This is a genomic window from Phaeobacter gallaeciensis DSM 26640 (genome assembly GCF_000511385.1).
GTDB classification, from domain to species: Bacteria; Pseudomonadota; Alphaproteobacteria; order Rhodobacterales; family Rhodobacteraceae; genus Phaeobacter; species Phaeobacter gallaeciensis.
The window spans coordinates 1-24,420 of sequence record NC_023143.1 but is presented as its reverse complement, the minus strand read 5'-3'; the positions used below and the strand labels follow the sequence as shown (position 1 = coordinate 24,420).

34 protein-coding genes are annotated in these 24,420 nt (G+C 56.4%); 26 read left to right on the top strand and 8 right to left on the bottom strand.

What is annotated here, in order from left to right:
* The first annotated feature begins 11 nt into the window (after positions 1-11).
* The 26 genes from GAL_RS21760 (at position 12) to lysC (ending at position 18,618) form a co-directional block, all read left to right on the top strand.
* Complete coding sequence (locus GAL_RS21760) at positions 12-1,307, top strand: phage major capsid protein (RefSeq protein WP_024099706.1); 1,296 nt, start codon at positions 12-14, stop codon at positions 1,305-1,307.
* 73 nt (positions 1,308-1,380) lie between these two features.
* On the top strand, positions 1,381-1,917 hold the full coding sequence (locus tag GAL_RS21755; protein WP_024099705.1) for a hypothetical protein: 537 nt from the start codon (positions 1,381-1,383) through the stop codon (positions 1,915-1,917).
* Positions 1,914-2,204 carry a head-tail connector protein gene (locus GAL_RS21750; protein ID WP_024099704.1) on the top strand — a complete coding sequence of 97 codons (291 nt, stop codon included), beginning with the start codon at positions 1,914-1,916 and terminating at the stop codon, positions 2,202-2,204. The genes GAL_RS21755 and GAL_RS21750 overlap by 4 nt, the downstream gene beginning before the upstream one ends.
* Positions 2,204-2,506 carry a phage head completion protein gene (locus GAL_RS21745; RefSeq protein WP_024099703.1) on the top strand — a complete coding sequence of 101 codons (303 nt, stop codon included), beginning with the start codon at positions 2,204-2,206 and terminating at the stop codon, positions 2,504-2,506. Before GAL_RS21750 ends, GAL_RS21745 begins: the two co-directional genes overlap by 1 nt.
* 9 nt (positions 2,507-2,515) lie before the next feature.
* Positions 2,516-2,956 (top strand): HK97-gp10 family putative phage morphogenesis protein, encoded by a 441-nt coding sequence (locus GAL_RS21740; RefSeq protein WP_024099702.1) that lies wholly within the window; start codon positions 2,516-2,518, stop codon positions 2,954-2,956.
* A complete protein-coding gene (locus GAL_RS21735) occupies positions 2,953-3,399 on the top strand; it encodes a hypothetical protein (RefSeq protein WP_024099701.1) in 447 nt (148 codons plus the stop codon). The genes GAL_RS21740 and GAL_RS21735 overlap by 4 nt, the downstream gene beginning before the upstream one ends.
* A 3-nt stretch (positions 3,400-3,402) precedes the next feature.
* The gene (locus GAL_RS21730; protein WP_024099700.1) at positions 3,403-3,825 is read left to right on the top strand and encodes a hypothetical protein; all 423 of its coding nucleotides are present in this window, start codon (positions 3,403-3,405) and stop codon (positions 3,823-3,825) included.
* Positions 3,822-4,190, top strand: coding sequence for a hypothetical protein (locus GAL_RS21725; RefSeq protein WP_024099699.1), 369 nt, complete (start codon positions 3,822-3,824; stop codon positions 4,188-4,190). Before GAL_RS21730 ends, GAL_RS21725 begins: the two co-directional genes overlap by 4 nt.
* Positions 4,103-4,324, top strand: coding sequence for a phage tail assembly chaperone (locus GAL_RS23035; protein ID WP_081731485.1), 222 nt, complete (start codon positions 4,103-4,105; stop codon positions 4,322-4,324). The genes GAL_RS21725 and GAL_RS23035 overlap by 88 nt, the downstream gene beginning before the upstream one ends.
* Positions 4,325-4,472: 148 nt before the next feature.
* Positions 4,473-7,460: a tape measure protein gene (locus GAL_RS21720; protein WP_158524453.1), complete on the top strand. Its 2,988-nt coding sequence runs from the start codon at positions 4,473-4,475 to the stop codon at positions 7,458-7,460.
* Positions 7,460-7,819 (top strand): hypothetical protein, encoded by a 360-nt coding sequence (locus tag GAL_RS21715; RefSeq protein ID WP_024099697.1) that lies wholly within the window; start codon positions 7,460-7,462, stop codon positions 7,817-7,819. Before GAL_RS21720 ends, GAL_RS21715 begins: the two co-directional genes overlap by 1 nt.
* The gene (locus GAL_RS22075; protein ID WP_024099696.1) at positions 7,816-8,286 is read left to right on the top strand and encodes a DUF1833 family protein; all 471 of its coding nucleotides are present in this window, start codon (positions 7,816-7,818) and stop codon (positions 8,284-8,286) included. The genes GAL_RS21715 and GAL_RS22075 overlap by 4 nt, the downstream gene beginning before the upstream one ends.
* A gap of 3 nt (positions 8,287-8,289) precedes the next feature.
* Positions 8,290-8,685: an NlpC/P60 family protein gene (locus GAL_RS21705; RefSeq protein ID WP_024099695.1), complete on the top strand. Its 396-nt coding sequence runs from the start codon at positions 8,290-8,292 to the stop codon at positions 8,683-8,685.
* Between the two features lie 376 nt (positions 8,686-9,061).
* Complete coding sequence (gene gpJ / locus GAL_RS21700; RefSeq protein ID WP_160291348.1) at positions 9,062-12,784, top strand: TipJ family phage tail tip protein; 3,723 nt, start codon at positions 9,062-9,064, stop codon at positions 12,782-12,784.
* On the top strand, positions 12,781-13,239 hold the full coding sequence (locus tag GAL_RS22070; RefSeq protein WP_024099693.1) for a tail fiber assembly protein: 459 nt from the start codon (positions 12,781-12,783) through the stop codon (positions 13,237-13,239). The genes gpJ and GAL_RS22070 overlap by 4 nt, the downstream gene beginning before the upstream one ends.
* 1 nt (position 13,240) lies before the next feature.
* The gene (locus GAL_RS22930; protein WP_024099692.1) at positions 13,241-14,383 is read left to right on the top strand and encodes a collagen-like domain-containing protein; all 1,143 of its coding nucleotides are present in this window, start codon (positions 13,241-13,243) and stop codon (positions 14,381-14,383) included.
* Between the two features lie 12 nt (positions 14,384-14,395).
* A complete protein-coding gene (locus GAL_RS21680; RefSeq protein ID WP_024099691.1) occupies positions 14,396-14,695 on the top strand; it encodes a hypothetical protein in 300 nt (99 codons plus the stop codon).
* 15 nt (positions 14,696-14,710) lie between these two features.
* Positions 14,711-15,019 carry a hypothetical protein gene (locus tag GAL_RS21675; RefSeq protein WP_024099690.1) on the top strand — a complete coding sequence of 103 codons (309 nt, stop codon included), beginning with the start codon at positions 14,711-14,713 and terminating at the stop codon, positions 15,017-15,019.
* Between the two features lie 24 nt (positions 15,020-15,043).
* Complete coding sequence (locus GAL_RS22060; RefSeq protein WP_024099689.1) at positions 15,044-16,180, top strand: hypothetical protein; 1,137 nt, start codon at positions 15,044-15,046, stop codon at positions 16,178-16,180.
* Between the two features lie 10 nt (positions 16,181-16,190).
* On the top strand, positions 16,191-16,607 hold the full coding sequence (locus GAL_RS21660; protein WP_024099688.1) for a hypothetical protein: 417 nt from the start codon (positions 16,191-16,193) through the stop codon (positions 16,605-16,607).
* Between the two features lie 159 nt (positions 16,608-16,766).
* Positions 16,767-17,045, top strand: a complete 279-nt coding sequence (locus GAL_RS21655) for a DUF5658 family protein (RefSeq protein WP_024099687.1) — start codon at positions 16,767-16,769, stop codon at positions 17,043-17,045.
* A gap of 4 nt (positions 17,046-17,049) precedes the next feature.
* Positions 17,050-17,235 carry a hypothetical protein gene (locus tag GAL_RS21650; RefSeq protein ID WP_040104510.1) on the top strand — a complete coding sequence of 62 codons (186 nt, stop codon included), beginning with the start codon at positions 17,050-17,052 and terminating at the stop codon, positions 17,233-17,235.
* Positions 17,228-17,461, top strand: coding sequence for a hypothetical protein (locus GAL_RS21645; RefSeq protein WP_024099686.1), 234 nt, complete (start codon positions 17,228-17,230; stop codon positions 17,459-17,461). Before GAL_RS21650 ends, GAL_RS21645 begins: the two co-directional genes overlap by 8 nt.
* Positions 17,458-18,123: a peptidoglycan-binding domain-containing protein gene (locus tag GAL_RS21640; RefSeq protein WP_024099685.1), complete on the top strand. Its 666-nt coding sequence runs from the start codon at positions 17,458-17,460 to the stop codon at positions 18,121-18,123. The genes GAL_RS21645 and GAL_RS21640 overlap by 4 nt, the downstream gene beginning before the upstream one ends.
* The gene (locus GAL_RS21635) at positions 18,120-18,422 is read left to right on the top strand and encodes a hypothetical protein (protein WP_024099684.1); all 303 of its coding nucleotides are present in this window, start codon (positions 18,120-18,122) and stop codon (positions 18,420-18,422) included. The genes GAL_RS21640 and GAL_RS21635 overlap by 4 nt, the downstream gene beginning before the upstream one ends.
* Positions 18,409-18,618 (top strand): Rz1-like lysis system protein LysC, encoded by a 210-nt coding sequence (gene lysC / locus GAL_RS21630; RefSeq protein WP_152612323.1) that lies wholly within the window; start codon positions 18,409-18,411, stop codon positions 18,616-18,618. The genes GAL_RS21635 and lysC overlap by 14 nt, the downstream gene beginning before the upstream one ends.
* A gap of 37 nt (positions 18,619-18,655) precedes the next feature.
* Here the strand turns inward: lysC and GAL_RS21625 are convergent, their stop codons facing one another.
* From GAL_RS21625 to repA, 8 genes are all read right to left on the bottom strand, one after another.
* Positions 18,656-18,910 carry a hypothetical protein gene (locus GAL_RS21625; protein ID WP_024099682.1) on the bottom strand — a complete coding sequence of 85 codons (255 nt, stop codon included), beginning with the start codon at positions 18,908-18,910 and terminating at the stop codon, positions 18,656-18,658.
* A 130-nt stretch (positions 18,911-19,040) separates the two neighbouring features.
* The gene (locus GAL_RS21620) at positions 19,041-19,505 is read right to left on the bottom strand and encodes a helix-turn-helix domain-containing protein (RefSeq protein ID WP_024099681.1); all 465 of its coding nucleotides are present in this window, start codon (positions 19,503-19,505) and stop codon (positions 19,041-19,043) included.
* 57 nt (positions 19,506-19,562) lie between these two features.
* On the bottom strand, positions 19,563-19,868 hold the full coding sequence (locus GAL_RS21615; RefSeq protein ID WP_024099680.1) for a DUF3574 domain-containing protein: 306 nt from the start codon (positions 19,866-19,868) through the stop codon (positions 19,563-19,565).
* A gap of 137 nt (positions 19,869-20,005) precedes the next feature.
* The gene (locus GAL_RS22055) at positions 20,006-20,569 is read right to left on the bottom strand and encodes a hypothetical protein (protein WP_024099679.1); all 564 of its coding nucleotides are present in this window, start codon (positions 20,567-20,569) and stop codon (positions 20,006-20,008) included.
* 110 nt (positions 20,570-20,679) lie between these two features.
* Positions 20,680-20,898, bottom strand: coding sequence for a hypothetical protein (locus GAL_RS21605; RefSeq protein WP_040104502.1), 219 nt, complete (start codon positions 20,896-20,898; stop codon positions 20,680-20,682).
* A 174-nt stretch (positions 20,899-21,072) separates the two neighbouring features.
* On the bottom strand, positions 21,073-21,966 hold the full coding sequence (locus GAL_RS21600; protein WP_081731484.1) for a helix-turn-helix domain-containing protein: 894 nt from the start codon (positions 21,964-21,966) through the stop codon (positions 21,073-21,075).
* A gap of 163 nt (positions 21,967-22,129) precedes the next feature.
* Positions 22,130-23,122, bottom strand: coding sequence for a ParB/RepB/Spo0J family partition protein (locus GAL_RS21595; protein WP_024099677.1), 993 nt, complete (start codon positions 23,120-23,122; stop codon positions 22,130-22,132).
* Positions 23,122-24,291: a plasmid partitioning protein RepA gene (gene repA, locus GAL_RS21590; protein WP_024099676.1), complete on the bottom strand. Its 1,170-nt coding sequence runs from the start codon at positions 24,289-24,291 to the stop codon at positions 23,122-23,124. Before repA ends, GAL_RS21595 begins: the two co-directional genes overlap by 1 nt.
* Positions 24,292-24,420 lie beyond the last annotated feature (129 nt).

Here is a 24,420-nt window from a genome sequence, read left to right as displayed (position 1 = left end):
GGAGACCTAAAATGAAACAGATCATGATGCCCGCCATTTCGGTGGCGGCACTGGCTTCGTCGTGCCCGGCAAACGTGCTCAGCATTCCGTGCAACGACGCCTCTGACGCAGAGATGCTGAAAGAAATCAAGAATGCCCTTGGTAAGATTGAAAGCGAAGTCAAAGGCACTGCTGAAGACGCTCTGAAAGAAGCCAAGAAATCTGGTGAAGTGAGCGCCGAAACCAAGGCGTCTGCTGACAAGCTTCTTGCAAACCAGGCAGAGCTGACAAACTCTCTGAAATCTCTGACGGACAAAGTCGAAGGGCTTACCGCTCAGAACATCGAGCTGGCTCAGAACTTTGCTGCTGGGTCTCGTGATGGTGCTGACGGTCCGATGTCTTTGGGTCAAGCGGTTGTTGCCCAGCATGACCAGGTCAAGGCGTTCAGCGGCAGCGCCGTGCGCCTGGACATCCAAAATGCGATCACCACAGCGGACGGGTCGGCGGGTGGCCTGATTTATCGCGAAGAGGAGCGTGATCCTGTTCGCATGCCGAAGCGCCGCCTATTGATTGCATCCTTGTTGAACCGTGGCTCGGTCAACAGCGATGCCCACACTTACCGCAAGCAAGTAATCCGTGCGATTGCGGCGGCGATGGTAGCCGAAGGGAGCGCAACACCGGAATCGAACTATGGCTGGACCAAGGTCACAGATACGGTTCGCAAGATCGGCCACCACATCAATGTCTCCGAAGAGAGCCTCGCAGACGCTGACTATCTGCAAGCGGAAATAGATACAGAGCTGCGTTACGGTCTCGATCTGGAAGAAGAAAAGCAGATTCTCGCGGGCGACGGTATTGGGGAAAATCATCTCGGTCTGATCAGTGTCGCTCCCAATTTCGTTGCAGCAGATGCGTCTCTGCCCAATGCAAGCCGTATCGATCGCCTGCGACTGGCAATTCTGCAGATTGCTCTGGAAGATCATTTCCTGACCTCTTTCGTCCTCAACCCGATCGATTGGGCAGGTATTGAGATGACGAAAAACACAGTGGGCGACTACATTTTCTCCCGTCCAGATGGTGTCGCCACTCCTGTTCTCTGGGGCCGCGACGTTGTTGAAAGCAACAGCATGTCCAAGGGCGAGTGGCTCGGCGGCGACCTGGCTATGTCTTCCACCCTGTACGATCGGCAACAGACTGAGGTGAAAATCTCGACCGAGCACGGGAACAACTTCATCGAAGGAATGGTGACCATCCAGGCAAAGAAGCGCCAGCTTCTTGCGCACAAGCGTCCGTTGGCGACGGTCAAAGGCGACTTCACCTTCGCCTAATCCTGCCAGAGACGACTTATCGCCCCCTGACCAAAAAAGGGGGCGAATTCACATCAAAAATAGAGTGCAAGATATGAAAAACGTGATTGTAAAGAGCACCCGTCGCACCAAGATTGGCACCTTTCGTCCTGGCATTGTCTACAAACTGGACGAAACCAAGCAAGCCCATCAAGCAGTCATCCTCTCATTGACTGAAGGGAAAGACGATACTGGCCGCAAAACAGTTGATCCGGTGGGCGCAATTCTCACGGACAGCGAAGTCAAAGCCTATATGGAAAAGCGGTCACAATCTACGGTGCAAGAAATCTCTAAAGAGATCGGAGCCAAAGCAGAAGGCGAAGGTGCGGTGAACACTGTCAGCATCGCAGCTGAAACCGAACGTGCGGAAAAAGCCGAGGCCGCGGTTAAGGATCTCCAGGCGGAGCTGAGCGCCATCAAGCTTGAAAAGTCTGAGCAAGAGGCAAAGGTTTCGGGGCTGAAAGCTGAAGTCTCGACGGTCAAGGAACAGATGCAGCAGTTGGAAGCCGCCCTCGAAGACGCAAAAAAACATGCGGTCCCTGCTGATGGTGGAAAAGGCGGCTCCGGTTCTACGAGTGGGCCTAAGAAGTGACCCTCACGCCCCTTGCAACAGTGAAAGAGGGAGTTGACGCTCTCTCTTTTGACTTCGATGACGGAAAACTGGAGCGTCTGACAGCCGCTGCCGAGGTCGCGATCTCTGGGTATTTGCGGACGGATCTTGCTGCAATCTACCCGTCAGGTCTTCCAGCCGATCTGGAGCAGGCGGTGATCGAATTGGTGAAAGCGCTCTATGAAGATCAAGAGACATGCGATCGCGATCTGCTCACCCTGCCCGATTTAGTCCGTATCTTGCTGGCCCCTTATCGGCGTTTCATTTGATGGGGCAGAAATCTAAAAGAACGGTTCGCCTTGCGCTGAATGTGCAAGAACAAGGCACTGAAAAATGGGAGACCCGTGTCGAAAACCTTGTGGCAAAAGTTACCTATCTACGCGGAGGCGAAGCGGTCATCGCTGGCCGGATAGCCGGAGAAAACTCCACTGTAGTTCGGGTGCGCGCAGCAGCGGTTACCGGCATTTCCACGGAATGGCGGCTGAAAGATCCCAACACAGGTGAAGTCTTCAACATCAAGTCGATTGCCCCATACGGGCGCGCCTATGTCGATCTAACCTGCCGATCGTAAAGGTGCTTCATGTCGAAAGCAAAAGGCTTCAGTGCGGCCCGGCGAAAGTCGGCGCGGCGCAATTCCCGCCATTCCAAAGCGGTAGCAGATGGGATCTCGTCAACCGTTGATGAGGTCCACCGTGCTGGCCTTCAGAACATGGATGGCATGGTTAAGCACAAAAGCGGAAAGCTGCGCCGTGGCTACCGTAAAAGGTTGAGAAAAAAAGGGCTTCAAGGATTGGTTGGCTACGTTTCTGCAGCCGCCCGGCGAAGCGCTTTTTATGCGCGCTTTGTGCATGACGGCACAGCAAAAACAAAGCCCTACCCATACCACGACAACGCTGTCCTTGAATACGAGGGCCGCCATCGTACCCGCATGCGCGCTGCTAATGCGGTCGCGCTGGATGAAAGAGCCTCCCCTTCCGGCACAGGCCGATCAGGTGGGGGCAAGGAACGGAGCATCACATGAGTTTGAAAGACATCCCTGCACTCTCCGGCGCTATTGCTGTCCGACTGGAGCAGGCTCTGGTGAGCGCAGGCCTGGCTACAGACGATGACGATACGGATCTCGCTATCCCTGTTCTGAAGGATACGAAGGCTGTTGAGAGTGAGCTGTATGTTCGGCTGGACATGGGATCAGTCCTGCATGGTTCGCGGCAGGCAGGCACGCACGATCTCCATAGTTTCAATGTCCGAGTGGTCCATGTGGCGGACACCAGTACGGATTTCATCCGCGATGGATCGGTAGAGATCGCACGTGTCTCTGGTCTGGTAGAAGAGGCGCTCAAAGGCTGGGCTCCTCTCCCCCACTCGACAAAAATCGAATTCCTCGGCGGCTTCCCTGCAGGGGAAGAAACCCCGGACACGCAGTCATTCGTGTGCCGGTTCAAAGTTCATATCAACGGAGTGTAGAAAATGAGCGGAACAGAAGTTGGCGTTAAGGGCGAAGACAATATCGTGAAGATCGGCTCTGGCGATCCTGTCGTCTATGTCACCATCGAACATCAGGGCGATGCTACCTACAACGGCGGCATCAGTCAGAACAAGAAAAAGACCAAGACCGGTTCCGTGCCTTTCCAGCAAAAGGACGGCGCGCAGGTAACATTTACGATGACCAAAATGCGCCCCCTCCAAACTGGCCAGCAGATGATCTGGGACGCTGCGGAGAATGGGTCGATCGTGCCTATCGTTTACGAAGATCCAAACCCCGGCGGGCATCGTCGTGAAGGTATGGCCCAGGTGTCTTTTGGTGAAGAGGGAGCCAACGTCGAAGGGCTTGTTGATGTGCCCTTCACTATCGCCTTCATCGCGGACCCGAACACCACGACCAACCCATGAGCGCGATCATTGAAATCCCGCTGGGGGGCGCATCTTATCAGATGCGCCCTGAATGGACGGTCTACAGAAATGTAGAAGCGCGCCTGAAATTTCCCATTCCAGAATTGCTCAATCTCCTGCAAGCCCAGCGAATTACGCAGGCAGAGGCAGCAACTCTGATCCAAGAGGCCAGCCGTGCCGCTGGCGATGCTTTGGACCAAGAGGCGATCGAGAGGTGTCTGTTTGAGGCCCGTTTTGTCTCAAACCCCGAAATCATGGGGCCGCTCTTTCGTCTGCTATTAGCGTTGCTCAACGGGCCGGAGAAGGCCGCAAAAAAGTTCGAAGCCGAGGTGGAGCCAATTCTGGAAACGATGGCGACTATCTGAGCGATCTGTTTGCTTTTGCAACGGTCCATCTCGGCTGGTCCCCGCAATCCTTTTGGGCCTCGACACCGTCCGAGTTTTGGGCGGCGTTTTCTATGTTTCAGCAAAAAATTGAGGCGATGAATGCTCGCACGTGACACGATCCTGACGGAATACACTGGCGATGTTACAGGCTTCCAGAAGGCTGCTCGAACATACGATCAGACCCTTGCCCGGCAGGGTCGCCTGACCAACCAGCGCCTCACCGAGCTGGACCGTCGGTGGGAGCGCTCAAACCGCGCCGTATTGCAGGCCCGCACCTCTGTTCTCGCCCTTGGTGCGGCGCTCGGTGTGTCCCAAGTGCGAAGCTACGCGGAGGCATGGCGAAACGTCGAGCGCAGGTTGGCCTCGATCGGGGAAAACTCCGATGAGCAACAACAGGCACTGATCAGTCTGGCCTTGCGTACTCGTACCGAAGTTGGCGCGACAGCGGGAGCGGTGCAGAAGCTGTCAAGATCGACTGGCGACGATTTAGAGACCACAATTCGGCGTGTCGAAACATTGCAGAAATTGCTGGCATTCGGAGGGGCATCTGGTGCTGAGCGATCGTCTGTTTCGCTTCAGTTGGGGCAGGCGTTGCAGTCAGGTGTCCTGTCTGGCGATGAATTCCGCACGATCCGGGAGGCTGCACCTGTCGAATTTCTAGATGCACTTGCCAGCGCTGCTGGAATCGCTCGTAGCGAGCTGAAAGAATTTGCCGAAGACCAGAAGCTGACGCGCGACATCGTACTTGAAGCGCTTGATAGCATGGCGGCTCAGGCGGATGGAAGTTTTCGCAAAATCGCAGTATCAGGCGATGAGGCTGTTGCCACCCTCACCACAGGTCTAACCGCGTATCTGGGGCGGGTGGATGAGGGGCTGGGCACGACCGCAACCTTCAATTCCCTGCTGGTTAACTTCGGTGAATATTTGGCGCAGGATGCTGAGGGTGCGGAAAACCTCGCTCGCTCCATTCAAATCGTAAGCGCGGCGGCATTGGCCGGGGCTGGCGGTCGCGGCATTGGCGCAACCACACGGGCCTTGAGGGAAGCGTCTGCGGCACGTCTCGCCGATGTTGCTGCAACCGAACGTCAATCGGCAAAAGCCCGACAAGCCGTTATTGACGCAAAGACACAAATCTCTGTTCTTCAGGAGCGCCGCCGTGTTGCTGAAGTTGAGTTTCAGCAGCGCGTCTTTCAGGAAAAATCCACAAAAAGAGCATCGCGCGCGCGCGCTGCAGCGATAGAGGCTGAGGCACGGGCGACAACCCGGCTGGTAGGTTTGGAGGCGCGCGCAACTGCGGCAACAAACGCGATGACTGCAGCGAAAGCACGCCTAAGCATTGCCACCCGGATTAGCACAGCAGCGATCCGGGGATTCAATTCTGTTCTGGCGTTCTTCGGTGGGCCGGTTGGTCTGGCGCTGACTGCGATCACAACGACGCTCGCGGTGATGGCAACCCGGACCAGTGAAGTTGAGCGACTGACAGCAAATGTGACCGATCGGGTCAATTCCTTGAAAACGGCTTATGCCGAAACTGGGGGACAGGTTGATCGGTTGCGGGAGAAGATGGCATCGGCATCCCTAGCAGAGGCCATCACCGAGGCTGAGGAGCTGACAAAGCTCTTTGATCAAGCAAGAGAGACAGCATCGGATTCCATTAGCCAGCCACTGTTTTCGAACCTCGTTGGGAAAAATCCAGAACTTGGCGCTCTAATTGAGGGCCTGGTCAGTGGTCAAATTCGGGCAGATGAATTCCGGGAAAGATTGAATGAGCTGGTCGCAAGTGCTGGTATCGGTTTCGCCAGAATGCTTGAAATCTTCAAGCCAATTCTGGAACCGCTTCTCCAGGCCGCAGAAAACTCGGAGAAGGCGTCCGACGTGCTGTTGGTGCTTCAGGGTTCATCTGACCAAGCCGCCGAGGCCATGGTCCGTCTTGGTCTCGCCTCGCGCGAGGCCAGCGGAGACGTTAACGGTTTGGCAGAATCCGCAGCAGCCGCTGCAAGTGGTATTGCGGGCCTTGTTTCACAGATCCCTGAACTTCAGCGCGCCGCCCAGGTTCAGGCAAAACTCGCTAAGGCTACCAAGGACCGAGACGCGGCTCTGAAGGGGTTGAATGACCAAGGGCTGTCAGGAACAGAGCGGCTGGAAGAGGAGCGGCGAATCCTCGGTCTCTATGAGCGTGCGACAGATGAAATCGATGGAAGCGCGGAAGCCACCCGGAAAGCGACTAAGGCACTGGATGACTATCTCGACCAGTCAAAAATCACTGCATTGGACGCGCGCGGGCAAGCCTTAGAGCGAGAGGCTCAGCGATATGAAAATCTAGTGGAAGCCCTAGAAGCTGCTAAAGCGGGCGAAGATGATCTCGCGGCAGCGGAAAAGGCTCATGCGGAGAACCGGGCGGCAATCAATAGTCGGTTTGACAAGCGGTCAAAAGGAGCCGGGGGGGTGTCCAAGGCCACAAAGCAAGACTTGCGAAACCTTGCCCAGCTTCAGGAGGTCTTGATAGAGGGTGGATACCGGCAGCTTTACATCGATCAGGCCGTGAACGCCGAACGTAAACGGCTCACCGATCTGATGCCTACTCTTATCTCCCTCGGTTTATCCAAGTCAGAGGCTGACGCTTTGATGGTGGATCAGCTGAAGAGGGTGAAAGAAGAACTTGGCGACGTGCGAACAAGTGCGGAGGAAGCAACCCGTGCGTTTGCACGTGGTGTGCTAGATGACATTCGTGCAGCCGACGATCTGAACGATGCAATCGGTCGGATCTCTGATCGCTTGCTTGACCTAGCCTTTGATCAAGCATTTGACCTGTTGGCGGAGCAATTTGCGAGACTGGCTTTCCCGTCAGGTGGTGGTAGCCCAATTGTTGATTTTGTCACCGGCCTGATTGGTGGCGCGCGCGCGCGCGGCGGTCCTACGCGGCGCGGAACGGCATATCTGGTCAATGAGGAAACGCCAAATAGCGAGGTGTTCGTCCCTTCGCAGAATGGGGCGGTCCTGAATGTTCAGCAAGCGCAGGCCGCTTTGCGATCTACCAGCCAAACGGCTGCGAAAGTGGCAGTGCGCACTGGTGATCTCGTCGTGGATATTCACAACTACAGCACGGCGACCGTCTCTGCCGAGCGCAATGCAACCGGCCGTCTGGATATCACTATCAGGGACCACATGAAGAGCGCTATCAGCTCTGGTTCGCTTGATGGCGCGCTGCAGCAACGGTTCGGAATTGGCGCGAAACCAAGAGGTGCATAATGCATGATTTTCCTACTGGCCTGCCTCGTCCATCGTGGCGAGATATCAGTTTGTCTGCGCCGAGTGGTTCAGTTCAAGAAACCGAAATGGAAATTGGACCGAGCAAGAGACGGCGTCGATCGACAGGCAAAAGATCGGAAGCTTCGATTGTTATCGCCCCTGTTTCTGAGGCGAATTTGCAAGAGTTTGAGGACTTCTTTGCCAACGACTTGGCGCAGGGTGTTCACAGTTTTCGGATGCTTCACCCAATCTATGAGCGCCCTGCCATTTGGCGGTTCAGCTTGGATGGGGCCTATTCTGTTAACCCGATCGGGGAAGATGCTCACGAAATCGAAGTGCAACTGGTGTTGATCTCATGAGAATTACATCTCCGCGCTTCATTGCAGCCACCAACGCGCAGGAAACGGCGGAAGTTTTGCTTCCGTTGATCACGCTCAGTCACCCCAGCTGGATCGAGCCTGTTCGCATCGTGCGGGATGACAATCCCATCGTGCATCAGGGACAAGTTTTCACGCCTGCATCATTTGAGATCTCTCTTCCTGATGATGTGGAGGAGGGAACCCCGATCATGTCCTGGTCGATCGACAACACCGACTTGCGCTTGGTCAGTCTTCTGCGCGGAGTGCGCAACAAGGTACTGGTCGAGGTGGTGTATGTTCTGGCCTCTCAGCCCGACATTGTTGAGGCGGGACCGTTCGAGACCGAAATGGTCGGGGCTGACTACGATGCTGCCCAACTCAGTGGAAGCCTGACAGTCGAGCCGATCCTCGATGAGCAATTCGGCTTCTTGACCATGACGCCAGCAACCACACCTGGGCTATTTTAGAAGATGTGGCAAGGTAACTGGGTTGGGCTGCGCTATGAGAAACTCGGGCGCGGTCCAGAGACGTATGATTGCCTTGGCCTCTGGCTTGCCCTTCAGAAGGCCCGAATGGCTCGAAACATACCCGACCCACGCTGCACGATGTTGCAGGCGGCGAGGGAGCAAACGGCCAATCAGTTTCGGCCATTGTTCACCCGCGTCAGTCACGCCCAAGAGGGCGATGCGCTGATGTTCAGGGTGCGTGGGCAGCTTTTGCACGTCGGATACGCGATCGACACCAATGACATGCTGCACATCGAGGAGGACGCCACAGGTTCGGTCCTCGAATGCTGGAACCGTTCACCTTGGATCGGGCGGTTAGAAGGAATTTACAGGTTTGTTGAAGAACAATCTCACATTTGAGGCGGTAGCGCAGACGCACCCACTCTCCACCGATGTCACAGTCATCACCTGTCACGAAGGCCAAACCGTGTCCCAGATCCTCCAAAAAATGGATCTGCCAGATCGGTTCGGTTTACCTGTTGTGACATTGGTTCTCGGCGGTCGCAGCTCCATTGTTCCGCTCACGTTCTGGGGGCAGGTGCGCCCGAAGGCTGGCATCCGTGTAGAGGTGAGTTGGGATGTAGAGGGGCCAGCTTTGGGCGCGATCCTTGCTGCAGTTGTGAGCGCGGCTGCGCCAACTATTGCGGGGTCTGTCTTCGGTCTCGCGGCTGGTACTCTTGGTTACGCTCTGGCCACTGCTGCCATCACCGTTATCGGTGGTTTGATTGTGAGCGCGTTGGTCGCGCCTGTTGTTTCCAACTCTACACCGGGCCAAGTTGATACGAACTACGCGATCACCGGTACACAGAACGCTCATAATCCATACGGGATTTTTCCTATGGTGCTGGGGCGGCATCGTATGCATCCACCAAAAACCGTGCGTGGCTTCACCGAGGTTGTTGATGGTGAAATCTACTTTCGCGGGCGATATGCATTCGGGTGGGGGCCAGTCTCGCTAGAAGATCTTCGCATTGGCAGCACGCCCATCACCGAATTTGAGGAAGTCGAAATCGAGTTTCTCAATGTGGATGAGACGCTCACTAGATCTGCAATGCCTGACCTAGCTCCACTGGTTACCGCTTGGCGATCGGGCGACGAACTCATGCAGCTTTATCCTGATGATGTTGCTGAAGACACTGAAAGCGTGGAGTTGCTGCACGATGTGGCCGTATCACGGTTCACCCGAGAGCGCTGCAGCTCTGTTTCCCTTGATGTGACTTTCCCCCAGGGTCTCGCTAGCATCGGAGGGGCGACCTCTCTGGGCAAGCGCCGTGTCGATTTTTCATTCAACTATCGCCGGGTGGGCACTCTCGATTGGACATATGCCGGTGATCTCGTGTGTGAGGCTGCTGAGCGCACTCTCGTTCGTTTCTCCAAAGAGATCTCGCTCCCAGATGTCGGTGAATACGAGGTCGAAGTGCGCCGTTTGACCGCAAACGCCGATCGCAATGACGTGGTGGAAACCAGCTATCTCTCTGCTGTTCGGTCGTTTCGGACAGGAAACCTGCCGAGCCACCCGAATATTTCTGAGGTGGCACTTCGGATCCGGGCCAGTGAGCAGCTCAACGGCCAGATTGATAGCTTGAACGGAATCGTCCATCAGCTCGCACCGGTTTGGGATGGTGAGGAATGGTCTGCACCGCAAAAAGTCCGTCATCCAGCTTGGATCTATGCGCGGGCACTGATGGGTCCGCACCTTCGCCGTCCCGTCGCCAGCCGTAGGATTGCGCTGCAAGCTTTGAAGCATTGGGCTGATACAGAGCCTCATTGGACCTGCGACTATGTTGTCGATACAGCGCAGCGTGTTTCGGACATGTTGGACATTATCTGCTCAGCCGGTCGTGCTCGACGCGCTCTAACGGATTTTCGGTATTCGATTATCCGCGACTTTGCAGATGCGCCGATCCGACAGGTATTCACCCCGCGCAACAGTTGGGGTTTCTCCAGCCGTATCGCTTTCCCGCGCGAAATCCACGGATTTCGGGTCAAGGTGCGTTCTGAAAGGTTAGATTGGGAATTTGATGAGGTCACCGTTTACGCGGACGGATACAATGCCACGACTGCGACGGAATTCGAAACTCTCGAACTGCCGGCCGTTGTTGTCACAAAGGATGACACTGATCAGGGTAATGCCTGGAAGTTGGGTCGCTACTATCAGGCTGTAGCAGAGCATCGCCCTGAAGTGTTCAAGTTCTATGCCGACTGGGAGCACATCAAAGTTACCCGTGGCGATACTGTTCAAATCGTTCATGATGTTCCTAAAATCGGTGTCGGAGCCGCTCGAATTTCCCGTGTCGTTGAAGGCTCAGGCTTGGTTCAGTCAATCGAGCTTGACGACGATTTCGACCTCCCAGCCGATGCATATCGATTGACGATACGCACGCAGTCCGATGATTTCCTAATTGTGACGTCTGAAATCGAAGGACGTAACTGGGATCTGTCACAGCAGGGTTTCGTCGCGGGCAGCTTGGCAGTTGGAGATCTGGTGGCCATTCAGGTCATGACCGAGCGGACAGAAGAGTTGATCATCACAGGCATCGAGCCTGATAACAGCGAGGCCGCATTGATCACTGCCGTGCCTGCTTCTCCGGTCGTTTTAGAGGCAGATCAAGGCGAGATCCCCCCTTACGACCCGGTCATTACGGAGGGTTTCAATCGGTATGGACCGCCGCTTGCGATCGTCTATCAGGTTGTGACCGGCTCAGCGGTCGCCCGCGTAGGACGCTCTGGTGAGCTGTTACCACGGATCGGCGTTGATATTATCCAAAGGGGTTACACCAGCAAAGTGCAGGTCCGTTTACGGTGGCGTAGAGCGGACAGCCCGAACTGGCAGCTTGGTGAACCGCAGTTAGCTACCCAAACTGTCCTGACCGGTGATCTTGTCGATGGTGCAGACTATGCTGTCGAAGTTCAAACGCTTGATGAGAAGGGGCAAACCAGAGGCTTCGTCTCTGCCGGTACTCTACAGGCCCGTGCGCGCGATTTTGACTACATCGTACCGACTGGATTTGCTGCCTTTGAAGGCATGGATAGTATCACTTTAGCTGGGGATGAATATCCGCTGCCGGATTTCCAGAAGTTCCGTTTCTACGGCGCATCGAAGGAAAGTGATGAGACAACTGTTATCGGTCACTCAAGAGATCCTCATTTCACCTATCGCGGAGATTTGGAGCGTTTCAAAGTCGCTGCGGTTGACAATAGCGGATATGAAAGCCCGCTGACTGATTGGATCTTCGCGCGCCCGAGGGGGATCACTCCAGACGACTTCTCGGATGATATTGAGCACTTTGTTACAGAAACCGCTGTTGCAGCCGTCGCGGATATCGAAAGCAGCATGACCTACGCGCTGGAAAAGTTGGCGCAGGTGGACCTGGAAAACCGGGTTTCCGGTTTCTTGGAAGCCGCCCGAATTGAGGGGGAGGTGACTGAGAAGACAGAGGCGCTTTCCTCGGAGGTGGATGGGGTCCGCGCTGAGCTTGTGCAGAACTATGTCACGGCTGCGACGCAGGATGCAGCTCTGGCTGCGCTGCAAACCACCTTGTCCGCTCAGATCAATGGCGTCTCCGCCTCTCTGTCGACCAGCTATTACACGATCGCGCAGGTCAATTCTGCGATCTCGGCAGCGCGTACATCTTTGCGAAGTGAAATCGCGGGGGTCTCCGCCACGCTGAACGCTGACTATTACACCATCTCTGAGACCAACTCGGCCATTTCGGCGGCGACAACCTCGGTCACCAGTACCCTTGATAGCCTGACCACGACCGTTAATCAGGTGCAATCCTCGGTCGATGGTGTCAAAGGCACATACGGCGTCCAGGTCAACAACAACGGCGTCGTGACCGGCTTCGGGCTGATCTCGGAATTGCTGAACGGATCTGTCTCCACCACCTTCACGGTGCAGGCTGACCGCTTTGTTGTGGCCAGCAGCTCAGGCGGGGGCGCTCTGTCGCCTTTCCTGATTTCAGGCGGCAAGGTCTACATCCGTGATGCGGTGATCCGAAACGCGTCTATCTCCAGCGCAAAGATCAAGGCCCTCGCCGTTGACACGCTGCACATCAAGGGCAAGGCGGTTGACACCCGGCAGATCGCAGAAAACGCCGCCACCACCTTTTACGAGGCTACGGGCGGCACCGGCTACAAGCGGATCCAGATCAGGAACACCCATGATGAGCCAATCACGCTGATCATCCAGGTGCTTTATGATTGTCAGGATGACGGCGGTTCGGCTGCGTTGTTTGCGGGCGTGAAGATCTACAAAGAGCAAACCGCCGGCGGGAAAAATAACCTTCTGTCCTCTGTTGGTGACGGCAGCACCGGCGGCGGTGAGGTCGCTGCCGCCGATGGCACCGAAGTCGTCACAACAACCATCAATCCTGGCATCACCCGGTACATATCCGCCTATCCAGAGGGGCGGGTGGTCCGGCGGTGTGACATGATCATTTTGCAGAGGCAGAGATGAGCGAGAACCGCCACAAAAAGCCCAGGCGCTTTGCGATCTACTGCAAAGACACCGGCGAAATCAGGCAGATCACTGTCTGCCCCGCTGAAGCGATCGGGGGGCAGCTGGAGCCGGGGGAGAAAACCCTTGCTCTGGATCTCGCCGGTGAAGCCGAATTGACCTCTCTTCGGGATCTTTCACGGGTGCGTGTGGATCAGGGCCGGTTGGTGCCTTTCACACCGCCAGTGGATCTGGCCGCTGAAATGGCCGCGATCCGGCGGCGGCGCGACAAGCTGTTGGCCGGAACCGACTGGACGCAGATGCCCGACGTTCCGATTGACTTGCGGGTCTGGGGATCACGTCGGGCATATCGGCGTGCCTGGCGCAAATACCGCAAGGCGCTGCGCGATCTGACAGACACCATCACCGACGTCGGAAACGTCACATGGCCGCAACCTCCCGAGAAAGGACAATAGCATGACGTGGTATCGCACGGGCACGGTCGAAATCGCCCAGGGCAGCAACACCATTCAGGGCACCGGCACCAATTGGATCGAGCAAAAATCCGGCTGGGCGATAGTGATCGAGGGCGTGCCCGGATTGGTCGAAATTGACGCAGTGGTCAGCGCGACTGAGCTGCGTCTTGTCGAACCGATTGAGGGCCAAGGCGGTGGATTGGGCTATGCCATTATCCCGACGCATGGCCTCAGTATCCGACTGATTGGATACTTTGACCGGCTGATTGAAGAACTGAACGCAACGCGGGCAACATGGAAAACGGTGTTTTCCACCTTCAGCGCCACTGCATATCAGCTCTGGCTTGATCAGGGCAACGCAGGGACGGTGGATGACTTCTTGCAGGCCATACGCGGCGAACAAGGGATTCAGGGGCCGCAAGGCGTCCAGGGCGAGCGCGGCATCCAAGGTGAGCAAGGGGTGCAAGGGGAACGTGGCGAGCAGGGCATCCGGGGCGAACAGGGTATCCAAGGTGAGCAAGGCGAACAGGGTGTTCAGGGTGATAAAGGCGAAACCGGCGCCGGTCTGAACATCAAAGGCACGCTGGCCGATGTTGCGGCTCTGCCGGGATCAGGTGCGGCTGGCGATGCCTGGTCTGTGCAGGGCGATATCTGGGTCTGGGACGATATCAACGCCGAGTGGGACAACGCAGGCCCCCTGCGCGGCCCTGAGGGGCCAGTGGGACAACAGGGTATTCAAGGCCCTCGTGGCCCGCAGGGCGAGGTGGGGCCGGTTGGTCCAGATGGTCCGCAAGGTGTGCAGGGCATCCAAGGGGTGCAGGGCAACAAGGGCGATACGGGCCTCACCGGGCCAAGCGTCTTTGAGGTCTGGCGGCAGTCCCGTGGTGGTGTCGGCACCTTGGAGGACTACCACGACTTTCTGTCAGATCAGACCGTCTCATTGGCGCGCGCGCAGGCTGACGCTGCCAGCGCCGACCGCGCTGCCGCTGAGACTGCCCGCATCGCTTCTGAAGCCGCAGGGGCCGAGGCACAAGCCGCTGCCGCCTCTGCAACTCAATCGGCGCAAGTCCTCTCTGACAACGCTGAAATCGTGCGCCTTTTGCAACAGCACAAGGTGCGCGCCCTCTTGAAATTGGACATCTAAAGGAGACCTGAAATGTCACTTGAACTGGTCGCACAGGCCCTCAACCAAAAGATCGAAGCGGCGGCAAACGGTGCCGGTCCGGAGGATCTTGCAATGCTGGCAACGGCTCTGGACCGCATCGGTGGCCGGGTCACCATCGCCGAAGTCATGGCGGCAGGTGTAGAGGCCAAGATGCAGCTTTCGCAAGCGCAGGCCGAGGCCATTGCCGCAATCGTCGCTGTGAAAGACGACGTCCGCCAAGCGGCTTTGGAGTTCCAAAATACCGCTCTCAAATCCACCCAGTTTTTCGGCCTGTTTGTGGCCTCTCAGTAAAGGAAGGAAATCCCTATGCCATTTGCAAAAACCACTCTTGATGGGGTCAACACCCCCGAAATCATCGCGGCCCCGGCAGGCAAGCTGCTGAACTTGAACGTCTCGGCTGTGAACACCTCGCAAGATCGCGCCCTCGTCAAATTCTACATCCACGCGGCAAATGTCGCGCCGACCGACGCCGATATCTTCGACATGGCGACCTTGGACAAAGGGGCGCTGTTGGAGCGTAGCGGCGTGATCCTGCCCGAAAATATGGCCGTGTCCGCCTTCAGCGATACAGCGGCTATCAACGCATTCGCCTGGGGCCTTGAGGCTCTGGCGTAACCCAAAATCTTAGGAGAACGAACATTGGGACGTATTATCACAGGGGCGCAAAGCGCCCGCACTGGTCGCTTTAACGAAATCGCGATCTTCAACAAGGCCGGTGTATTCGACTGGATCGTGCCTGAAAACATTGACCCCGGCGTGCCAATCCGGGCGCATGTTTATGGGGCTGGTGGTGCTGGCGGAACCGCCGGTGGCACAGGTAACGGATTTGGAGGCGCTGCTGGCGGTCTTGCATTGTCCGAGATCCCGCTCTCCGCTCTGACGATTGGCGCGGCTGTTTCGCTGACTATCGGCCTCGGTGCCCAGACTTCGACTGGTATTGGTGGCACATCGTCCTTCGGAGCGCTGCTGTCCGCGACCGGTGGAAACTCCGGCAATAATGACGCGGACAATCTTGGCCTTGCCGCCTTCTCTGCCGGTGGTATGGGCGTTGGTGGTGATATCAACCGGCGTGGCGGCTCCGGCGGGGATGGAGCGATGTCATCGTCAAGCGGCGGTGGTGGCGGTGGCGGTAGTGCACCAGCACCGGGAGGCATGACCGATGGATACAGCGGCGGAGATGGCATTGTCTCTAGTGGCGGCTCCGGTGCTTCTATTCACTACAACGGTATCAAGCCTGAAGTATCGTCAAGTTCTGCCGGAGGCTCAGGCACGGCAGGACCGGGCTGCAGCGGGACGCAATCTTCAACTTATAAAGCGCACGGCGGGACTGGTGGGGCTGGTTTGATCGGCCCAGGCGGCCAGGGGGGAACAGCTTACTCCTATAGCAACAGCACTCAGGCCATGACACCTGCCGGAAACGGTGACGGCACAGCTATACTGGAGCCAAACCGAGTTTTGCTCGGCGGTGGCGGTGGCGGTGGTGGCGCGCGCTGCTATCATTCAAGTTCGCATGCGGGGGCCAACGCGGGTAACGGCTCTGCGGGCGCTGGCGGAGGGTCGGTTTATGCTCATGGCTCCGGAACCGGCGGAGACCTTATCTTAGCCGGAACCGGCGGTCTTCTTGGCGGCGGCGGCGGCGCTGGTCAATACTGCATTCCTGGCCACGGCGGTAACGCTGGGGGCGGTGGCGCGACCGGTTTCAACTACGGCTCGGATCAGGGCTACGGTTGGGGCGGCGACGGCCTGATCATCCTGCAATTCGCACTCATTCACTAAGGAGGCTCTCATGGCCTATGCAAAAATCGCCAATGGCACGGTTGTTCAGGTGCTTGACCATCTGGACGGCGTTATTCACCCCGCCCTGCATGGTGGCTACACCGAGGTGATCAGCAGCGTGAAAGAGGGGATGACGACACAGGACGGTCAGTCATTCGCTTGGCCCGAAACCGCCGCCCCTGATCCGGTTGTGCCGGTCGCACCGCGCGTCCTGCCGAAACTGGTGTTCTTTCAGCGCCTCACCACTGCTGAACGCGTCGGCATTCGCACCGCAGGTAAGACCGATCCGGTGGTTGAAGACTGGCTTGCCATGCTGGATCTGATCGAAAACGTGCATCTCGATGCGGAGGACGTCACAGCCAGCCTGGGCTATTTCGTCAGTGAAGGGTTGATCGACGCCAATCGCGTTCCTGAAATCCTCGCCTGACACCGGGCGTTGTTCTGACGCCGCCCCACTTTTCCTGAAAATCTGACACCGCACGCGCTGGCCCTCTTGGACCCGCGCCAAAACTGCTGCGCGCCAACAGGCGCGCGGCATCTGCCTGCACGGCACACCCCCCTCACAAAGCAATGAAGGATAGCTGCAATGACAATTGCAATCATCGTGTTCGTTCTGGCCCAATTGGGCGATGTCATCACCACCAAACGCGCGCTTGCCCGTCCCGGCAAACGGGAGGCCAATCCGTTTATGCGGGTTCTGTTCGACCGTCTGGGCGTCAATGGTGGCCTGACGGTTAAGGCACTGGTCGCCTCAGCCCTGGTCTATTGGCTGTGGTCTGAGGGCGCGACGCTTCCCATTTGGGCTGTAGCGGTCATGACGGGCGCTGTTGCGCTGCACAATCATCGCTTGATGCAGAAAGGATGAACCCTTGTCTGTTCATCGTTTCGCAAAACAGGCGCTGCCCCAGTTTCTGAAAAACCCTCGCATTCGGCAAGATCTCTATCACGCTTCCGTCCCGATGGTTCTGGCCGTGGCCATGGCCCCCAGCAGTCTCGCAGGTAGCGCGATCTTCCTGCTGGTCTGGGTGCTTATTCGGTGGAGCGGCCATGGCTGAGCTGCACCACAAATTCAATTGGATACGGGCGGTTTCGATTGTCTCGATCATCGCTCTTTTCATCGCAGATTTCGCTTTCAACATCATGGCCAAAGATCCGCCGCTTTGGGCCTATCTGGTTCCCGGCCTCTTGGCGCTGGGGGTTGAGGCAAACGCGGTTGGTCGGTTGTTGATGCAGCTGGTTCGTGCCGCCGCGAGAGTTCCACAGGAGGACAAAGATCCATGAAACTCACCACCCGTGATATTCAGGCCCGCTGCGCCGCTCTGGGCTTTCACCCTGGGCCGATAGACGGACGCAGGGGGCCACGCACCTCAGCGGCCAGTCGGGCCGCTCTTGAGGCGCACAACGGCAGCACCATCACTGATCTGTTCCACAAGAGCGGATTGCACCGGGTGCATATGCACTGGACCGGCGGAGCCGAGGGCGTCATCGACATGGAGCGCCGTGCCTATAATTCTCTGGTCACGCACGATGGGCAGCGGGTGCAGGGCGTGTTTCCGCCAGAGGCGCAGGCAACCTATGCTGTCGGTCGCGGGGCATCCCACACCCGCATGTTCAACACCGGTGCGATCGGGCACGGAATGGACGCCATGGCGGGCGCAAACGAGCGTCCCTTCGATCGTGGATCCGCGCCAATCACACCGCGCCAGCTTGATGCGTTCTGCCGGTGGTCTGCAGAATACAGCGTCCAGTATTGGATTCCGATCAATGTCTACGGCATGCCGACCCATGCTGAGATTCAGCCGATATTCGGCGTGCGCCAGCGCTGGAAATGGGACATCACTTGGTTACCCGGAATGTCTACCCCCGGCGATCCCTTGGTGGTTGGTGAGCGCCTGCGCGACATGATCCGCGAGTGCCTGCCTGACGTGCGAGCTGCCGCATGATGCGGTGGGTCGCGATCGGGGCGCTCTGTCTGGCGCTTATGCTTGCGGGCGTGTCCTCATACCTGGTCTGGCGCAATGGGCACCTGCGCGAAGATCTGGACGCAGCCACGCGCCGCCTGCGGGTGGCGGAGCGGCAGGCCGATGACGCACGGCAGACCGCCGATGTGCTGGACGCCCATATCAAACGGATGCAGGAGGATCGCCGCACGCATAATGCGGATCTGCGCAGCCTGCGGGAACGGGAGGGATACGATGCGCCATTGTCTGATTTTCTTGGCGATGCCTTTGACCGGATGTAGCTGGCTTCTGCCAGATCCTGAGCCGTTTTATGTAGAGCGCCCCATCCCGGATGAGCTGACCACGCCTTGCGCTGAGCCGGTGAAGGGGCAGCGCACCGAGGGCGGCTTTGCGGAGCTGGCCCTAGGCTGGCGTTACACCGCGCGATGTAACGCGGGGAAGCTGGAAGATATCGCGGAGCTGACCGGCCCGCGCTGAATAAAGGAAGCCCCGCCACATGGCGGGGCTTCCTTTATTATTTGCATTTTGCTGCATATTTTGCCGCTGCTTTCAGGAAGTTTTGGCAGTGCGTCATGTTGTGATTTTGTTCTGCCCGTGCCGCTGCACCGCAGAGGATCATCGCCGCGATTTGTGGCTTTGACTTGCCGATATCTTTCGCGGTTTCGCGAACGGCATCGCGCTGCAGTTTAGTCTCCAATATCATGTCTGGTGCGAGAAATTTCTCTGCCAGGGCGTACATCTCTTCGGTTGTGTGCAGAGCGTTTGTCATCGATCATCTTCCTTTTTTGTTTGGGCGGGAACTCAATCCCTGTCGATGTATTTAGAATAGGTGCTACAGTACCCACTGGCAAGCAAAAAGTGTACTACAGTACCTATTTGTTTTCCCGTGGTGTAGGTGCTTATTCGTCCGAAATTTCCAACCCCTTTTCAGCCATCAGTGCGCGCAAGCGGCGTGTGGCGTCAACGCTGAGAGCGCGGGCTGCGTTTGTCTTTGGCTGGATTTCGCCCCTTTCAACGCCGACCATATAGCGGCGGCGTGTATCAGGGTTGCCCCCAATCCCGACTGCCGCTGCAAAATCAGCCTGAGACATGCCAAGTTCTTCTCTGGCCGCGCGAACCTGATCTTTGGTCAAAAGCGGTGTTGGCTCTTTCCAGCGTGCAAGGTGCGCTTTGGCCTCGCTGATGGTTTCAAACCACCCTGAGGGCATGGGCAGAGTTTGCAGCCACTGGCGGGCCTGTTCTTCAGTCTGAAGGGCCGGGGCCTCTTTCAGTCCGTCCAGAGCCTTGACCAAATCGGCGGCGGTTGCTTCCTGAATAATGGCGGGGATTGTTCCACCATTTGAAAATGCGATTGCGATAGGCATTTGTTTATTCCTTTTGCGTTCGGGGGATGGTGGGGCGGCTGATGCCGCCCCTGTCCCTTATTCGATGATCTTGGCTTCCCCGCCGACTGAGAGGAAAACCGCCTCTTGATCGGTGGCGTCCAGAATGTCCTGCGCCAGCTTTTCCAGTTCTGCCATGGCGCTGTCTTTGTCGGTGGTCGCGCTCACCAGAACCTTCACCGCGTCTTCAAACAGGCGACCTTCGTCGTTGATCCAGTAGCCTTTGGCGTCGCTGACAGTCGCGCCGCCATAGAGCTTGCACATCTGGGCGATGTTGCGCTCGATGATGGCCGAGTTGTCCGAGCCGTCGTTATCCAGAGTGGGGATGATCAGTTCTACTTTCATCGACTTTCCTCCTTTTTGTTTGGGCGGGAACTCAATCCCTGTCGATGTATTTAGAATAGGTGCTACAGCACCTAATGGCAAGTAAAAAGTGTACTACAGCACCCATTTTTTAGCGGGGGTTTCCCCCCGCATTTCGCTTATGCGTACCAGCTGCTGTATTTCTCTTTGCCATCCCAAATCCAGGCGGTGGCCACGCTGTCAATGCGGATGCTGGGGGCGCTGCCGGACATATCCACCTTTCGGCGGAACGGTTCCCCGATCTTGTTCTCTGGGTTCGGGACGCTATTGCCAGACATGAACGCTTCCTCACCACGGGCCAGAGGCGCGGCGATCCGCTGCAAATCCACATAGCATTTGGAGGGAACACCGATCACTTCATAATATTCAACGTTGGTTTGATCGTAGCCCCAGCTGGTATAGAGAATCAGGCCCTTTTCCAGATTGTGGGGCTTGTTGCGCTCTGCGCGTCGCTTGGCCTTTTCCTCTTCCGCAGCTGTGATGTTGGAAATGACATTCGTAACATATTTTTCGCGGAATGCTTCGCTTTGAAACCTGTAGCACTTCGGCTTTGTGCTTTTGCCCTTGTAGTACCGGACGCAAGGTTTGCCCTTCGCATTTTCATAGAGATAGAAGGTCGCGCCTCCGCTTTTCATAGCGATCTTGCGGGCGTTATCGGGGCGAATTTGGGAAATCAGTGTCATCGATCATCTTCCTTTTGTTGGGCGGGAACTCAATCCCTGTCGATGTATTTAGAATAGGTGCTACAGCACCCAATAGCAAGTAAAAAGTGTACTACAGTACCCGTTATTTTTCAGATATATTGTTCTTTCTTTGTTCTCTTAGTATTGTGCGCTTCATGCCCGCATCTACACCACCAGTCAGAGCGCACCCCGCAAAGCCGTTCCGCAATCTCCGCGATGCTGCCCGTGATGGTCAGCTGGTGGTTCTGCGCTGCACGCTCTGCCGTCGCTGTGTTCACTATCTTGCCAAAGACCTGGCTGAGGTTGTTGGCGATAAGCACCCAGTCCACATCCCGCCATTTCCTTGCTCAAAATGCAGGACAGTGGAACATATGGCGATCACGTGCCGCTCTCCGCATCCGGGCGATCTTGGCCAGATTATGGTTCGTCGGCCCGCCGGTTGGAAACGGATCTGGAAAACCGAACCTTTGGGCGATGTGTAGCGATATTTAACATAACCGTGGTTACAGTGCCTTTTGCATCAGCAGTTTCCAGCCGTCGTTTGCCTGTTCAATGCGTTGCAAGAGGTCGCGCAAATACGCGCCTGGGACGTTGATCCGTTCTATTCTCTGCAAGATGTACCCTAGCAGCATGAATGCAACGGCTGGTCCTTTGGCTTTCGCTGCTGCCCAGGTCGATCCTAGGTGCAGTTCAGAGGCGATCTGATCCATTCTATCGTGGCAATCCCCCGTCGATCGGGCTGTGCGGATCTCGGCGCACAGCCTTGGGAAGGTTTCCTCAATCTCGCTATCTTTTACAGACGGAATAGATTTAGTCTCTTTGTGCCCCTCAAAAGGCGTGTCGCTGTCCCTCAAAATGCTGGTCATCTCTATATAGAGATCGTTCAAGGTTTCCTCATCCGCGCGACGGCGGAGAATGTTTCTAGCGCGTTGTAGCAGCCCCTCAGCGCCGCTGAGGCGGGCCAATAGCAATTTGCAGCGGTCGCGGATCACATCAAGCCGCAACAGGCGCTCTGCGTGATCTTTGGCGATCTGCACCAGCTCTGCGTATTTCTCGAACAGTGGTGCAAGGGAGAGGCCGGAAACGGTGACCACCCTGCCCTGCCCGTCCCTGCGTGCCCAGCGTTTGCCGTTCATTGTGGTTGCGCGTTTGATCAGACCGGCGTTGACCAGGATTGAAACGTGCCGCTCAATCGTCGGAACGCTGACGTGCGCCCGCGCCGCCAGCGTCTGGTTCGACGCGAAACAGATATGCTGGTCCGGTGCCGCGCCCAGAGTATCGCCCGGAATCAGCGCAATCATTGATCGCAACAGGTTGAGAGATGTCGCCTTCAGCCCGAGCGGTTCGCGGGCATCCTCTGCTGCGCGTAGCAGCTTCCATTTGCTAAATTGTGCCATAATAAATTTAGGCTGCAGAATACCCATCGCCCAAGGGCGTTATTTTTGTTGCCGATTGTCAGGGAGGTCGCTATTCTCAGATTGCTAGTTCTGAAAAGTCCACCTTGCAGGGTGGTGCGTTTCCTTCCCCTCATCAGCCCCGCTGGTGAGGGTTTTCCTTTGCCTATTCCTCCTGTTCTTCTTTCACTGCTTGGAATTCTTGATGGGCCTTCTCGATCACGCGATCGATGTTGCCATTGAGCCAGTCAGCAAATTTCGCATTGGCTCCGGTTCGTTTGATAGAAATGGACAAGGCCCCCTGCCCTGCTTTGATTGTTGCGCCGTGTGGCGCTTTACGGATCACCTGAGGCTGCTTCTCTACAAGAGAGGCAATCAGCCGCTCTAAACGCTGATCCGATGACAACCCCTGCATGTTCTTCAGGCGTTTGATCGCGGTTTTTTCGTCCAACGTTTCGTCAATGAAGGCGGTTGCCAGCTTATCCCATTTTGGCCTACCGCTTTGGGGGGCTGATCCAATCAGCCCCCCAACTGAATACGGAATGGCGCAACCAACCCGCAGGAGTTGAGACATTGAGGCATGTGATTTACCTCCCAATGCCTTTGCTGCGACGGATCTGCTGTAGCCCGCGTTTTCGATAGCTTGGGCAAAAATGGCGTTTTCATAGAATGACCGTGCCCGCCGATTTGAGTTTTCCAACCCCTTTCGCAGCAGCGTTTGTTCATCGGTCAATGTCTGAATGCGCGCATTCACTTGAATGCCTAGCACTCTGCAAGCTGCTAGTCGCCTGCGACCACATATAATCTGATAGCGTCCAGGATCTTCCGTCGAGGGTCTGACTTCAATTGGAGTGGACTGTCCAGATGTTTCGATAGATCCAATGAGCGCGACAAGGCTGTCGTCGTCGGTGGGATCAGGAGACTTAACAGCTGTTAAGTCCGCGTCCCCCCCCTGAGACTTAACAGCTGTTAAGTCTGTCTCGCTCAGCCTGTCCTCTGGCCCCCATTCATCAATCAGACTTGTATCTAACAGTTTTTCCTGCACGCTCGCGGCTTTCAGGATCGCAAGGGAAGGAAGCTTATCGGCGATCTGCCCGCTATCCTGGGGGGGCGTTTTGTCTGTATCTTGATTACCGTTGTTAAAAATGTTCCTAGCCATCAGTCACGCCCCCACGTATTGCGGATCAATTTCAAAAGCTCGTAACCTACTCTGTCCATCGACGCCCGTGCGCGGTCGTATGTCTTGGGGCTGAAATCTTTCCTGTCCACTTCAAAGATCGTCTGTTTTGTCAGCCCTGCATCTGTGATCGCCGCTGAATGCAGCACTTCGGGCAACATAATATGATCTTGCAGTGTCGCTCTTACAAACGAAACAAGGTTTGTCTCGGTTTGGATGCTTGGGCTGTATCTGGTGATCAAGAATTTCAAGTTGTCGTATACGATTGGTTTTTCCAAGCTGTGTTCTTCGAGGACTTCCATGTACTCGCTGGCCATCCTCGTGAACTTCACCGTGGAATCTAGGTCCATCATTGACGGTGCAAACGTGATGATGGCCGATGTGGTTGCGGCCATCCCGGTCATCGTCACAAAATCCAGCCTTGGTGGGCTGTCGATCAGCACCAGATCGTAGCGGTCAGCTACTTGAGCGATTGCATCTTCCAAGCGGGATTTAAACTGAGAGCCGCGCGCCGCAAATTCAAAAGTGAAGTTTTCAAGGTCAAGATCAGCCGGTGCGAGATCTAGTCCCGGCAGGGTCGTCGGCACAATCACATCTGCCATCTTGACCGGATCATTTGGCCGAAGCGCGCTGTAGATATTTGGCTTATTTGCTGTGGCAGTGATTTCCTGCTGACACATAGCGGTAAGAGATGCCTGGGAATCCAGATCGATGGCTAGGACGCGATAGCCTTTCAGGGCCAGAAAATTGGCCATATGGACGCATGAGGTCGTCTTCGCGCAGCCACCCTTGAAATTCATGAATTGCCAAACCTGCAGCTTCTCGTCGCCTGTTCTCCATGGCCTATAGGTTCCAGGTGTCCGCGCGGATTGCTCAAGGATGCTGCGCATCTCCCAGATTTCCTGAGCGCTATAGAACCGGCCATTCGACCGCTTGTCCGCTGGTTCTGGGATGATGTCCTTCATGTGCATCTGGCGCAAGAAGGTGGGCTGAACGCCCAATAGTTCGGCAACCTCTTTCGACTGAAACTTGCGCATCGTCTTCTTGCCTTCAGGCATAAGGGCCTTCAGGGTTTCGCTGTTGATGGCTGCTTCCAGTAGATCTGCGATCTCTCTGGCGATTTGCGACGGTGGTCTGCTGCTGTTTGTCATCTGCCTGCCCTAGTAACGCGAATTGATGTTATTTGATTGTTATTGCGCTTATTGGAGTAAAGCACCGATTCCAGACCTCAAGTCAAGTCTCTTTGCGGCTCCAGTTTGGGTGTTACAGTTGTAACACCC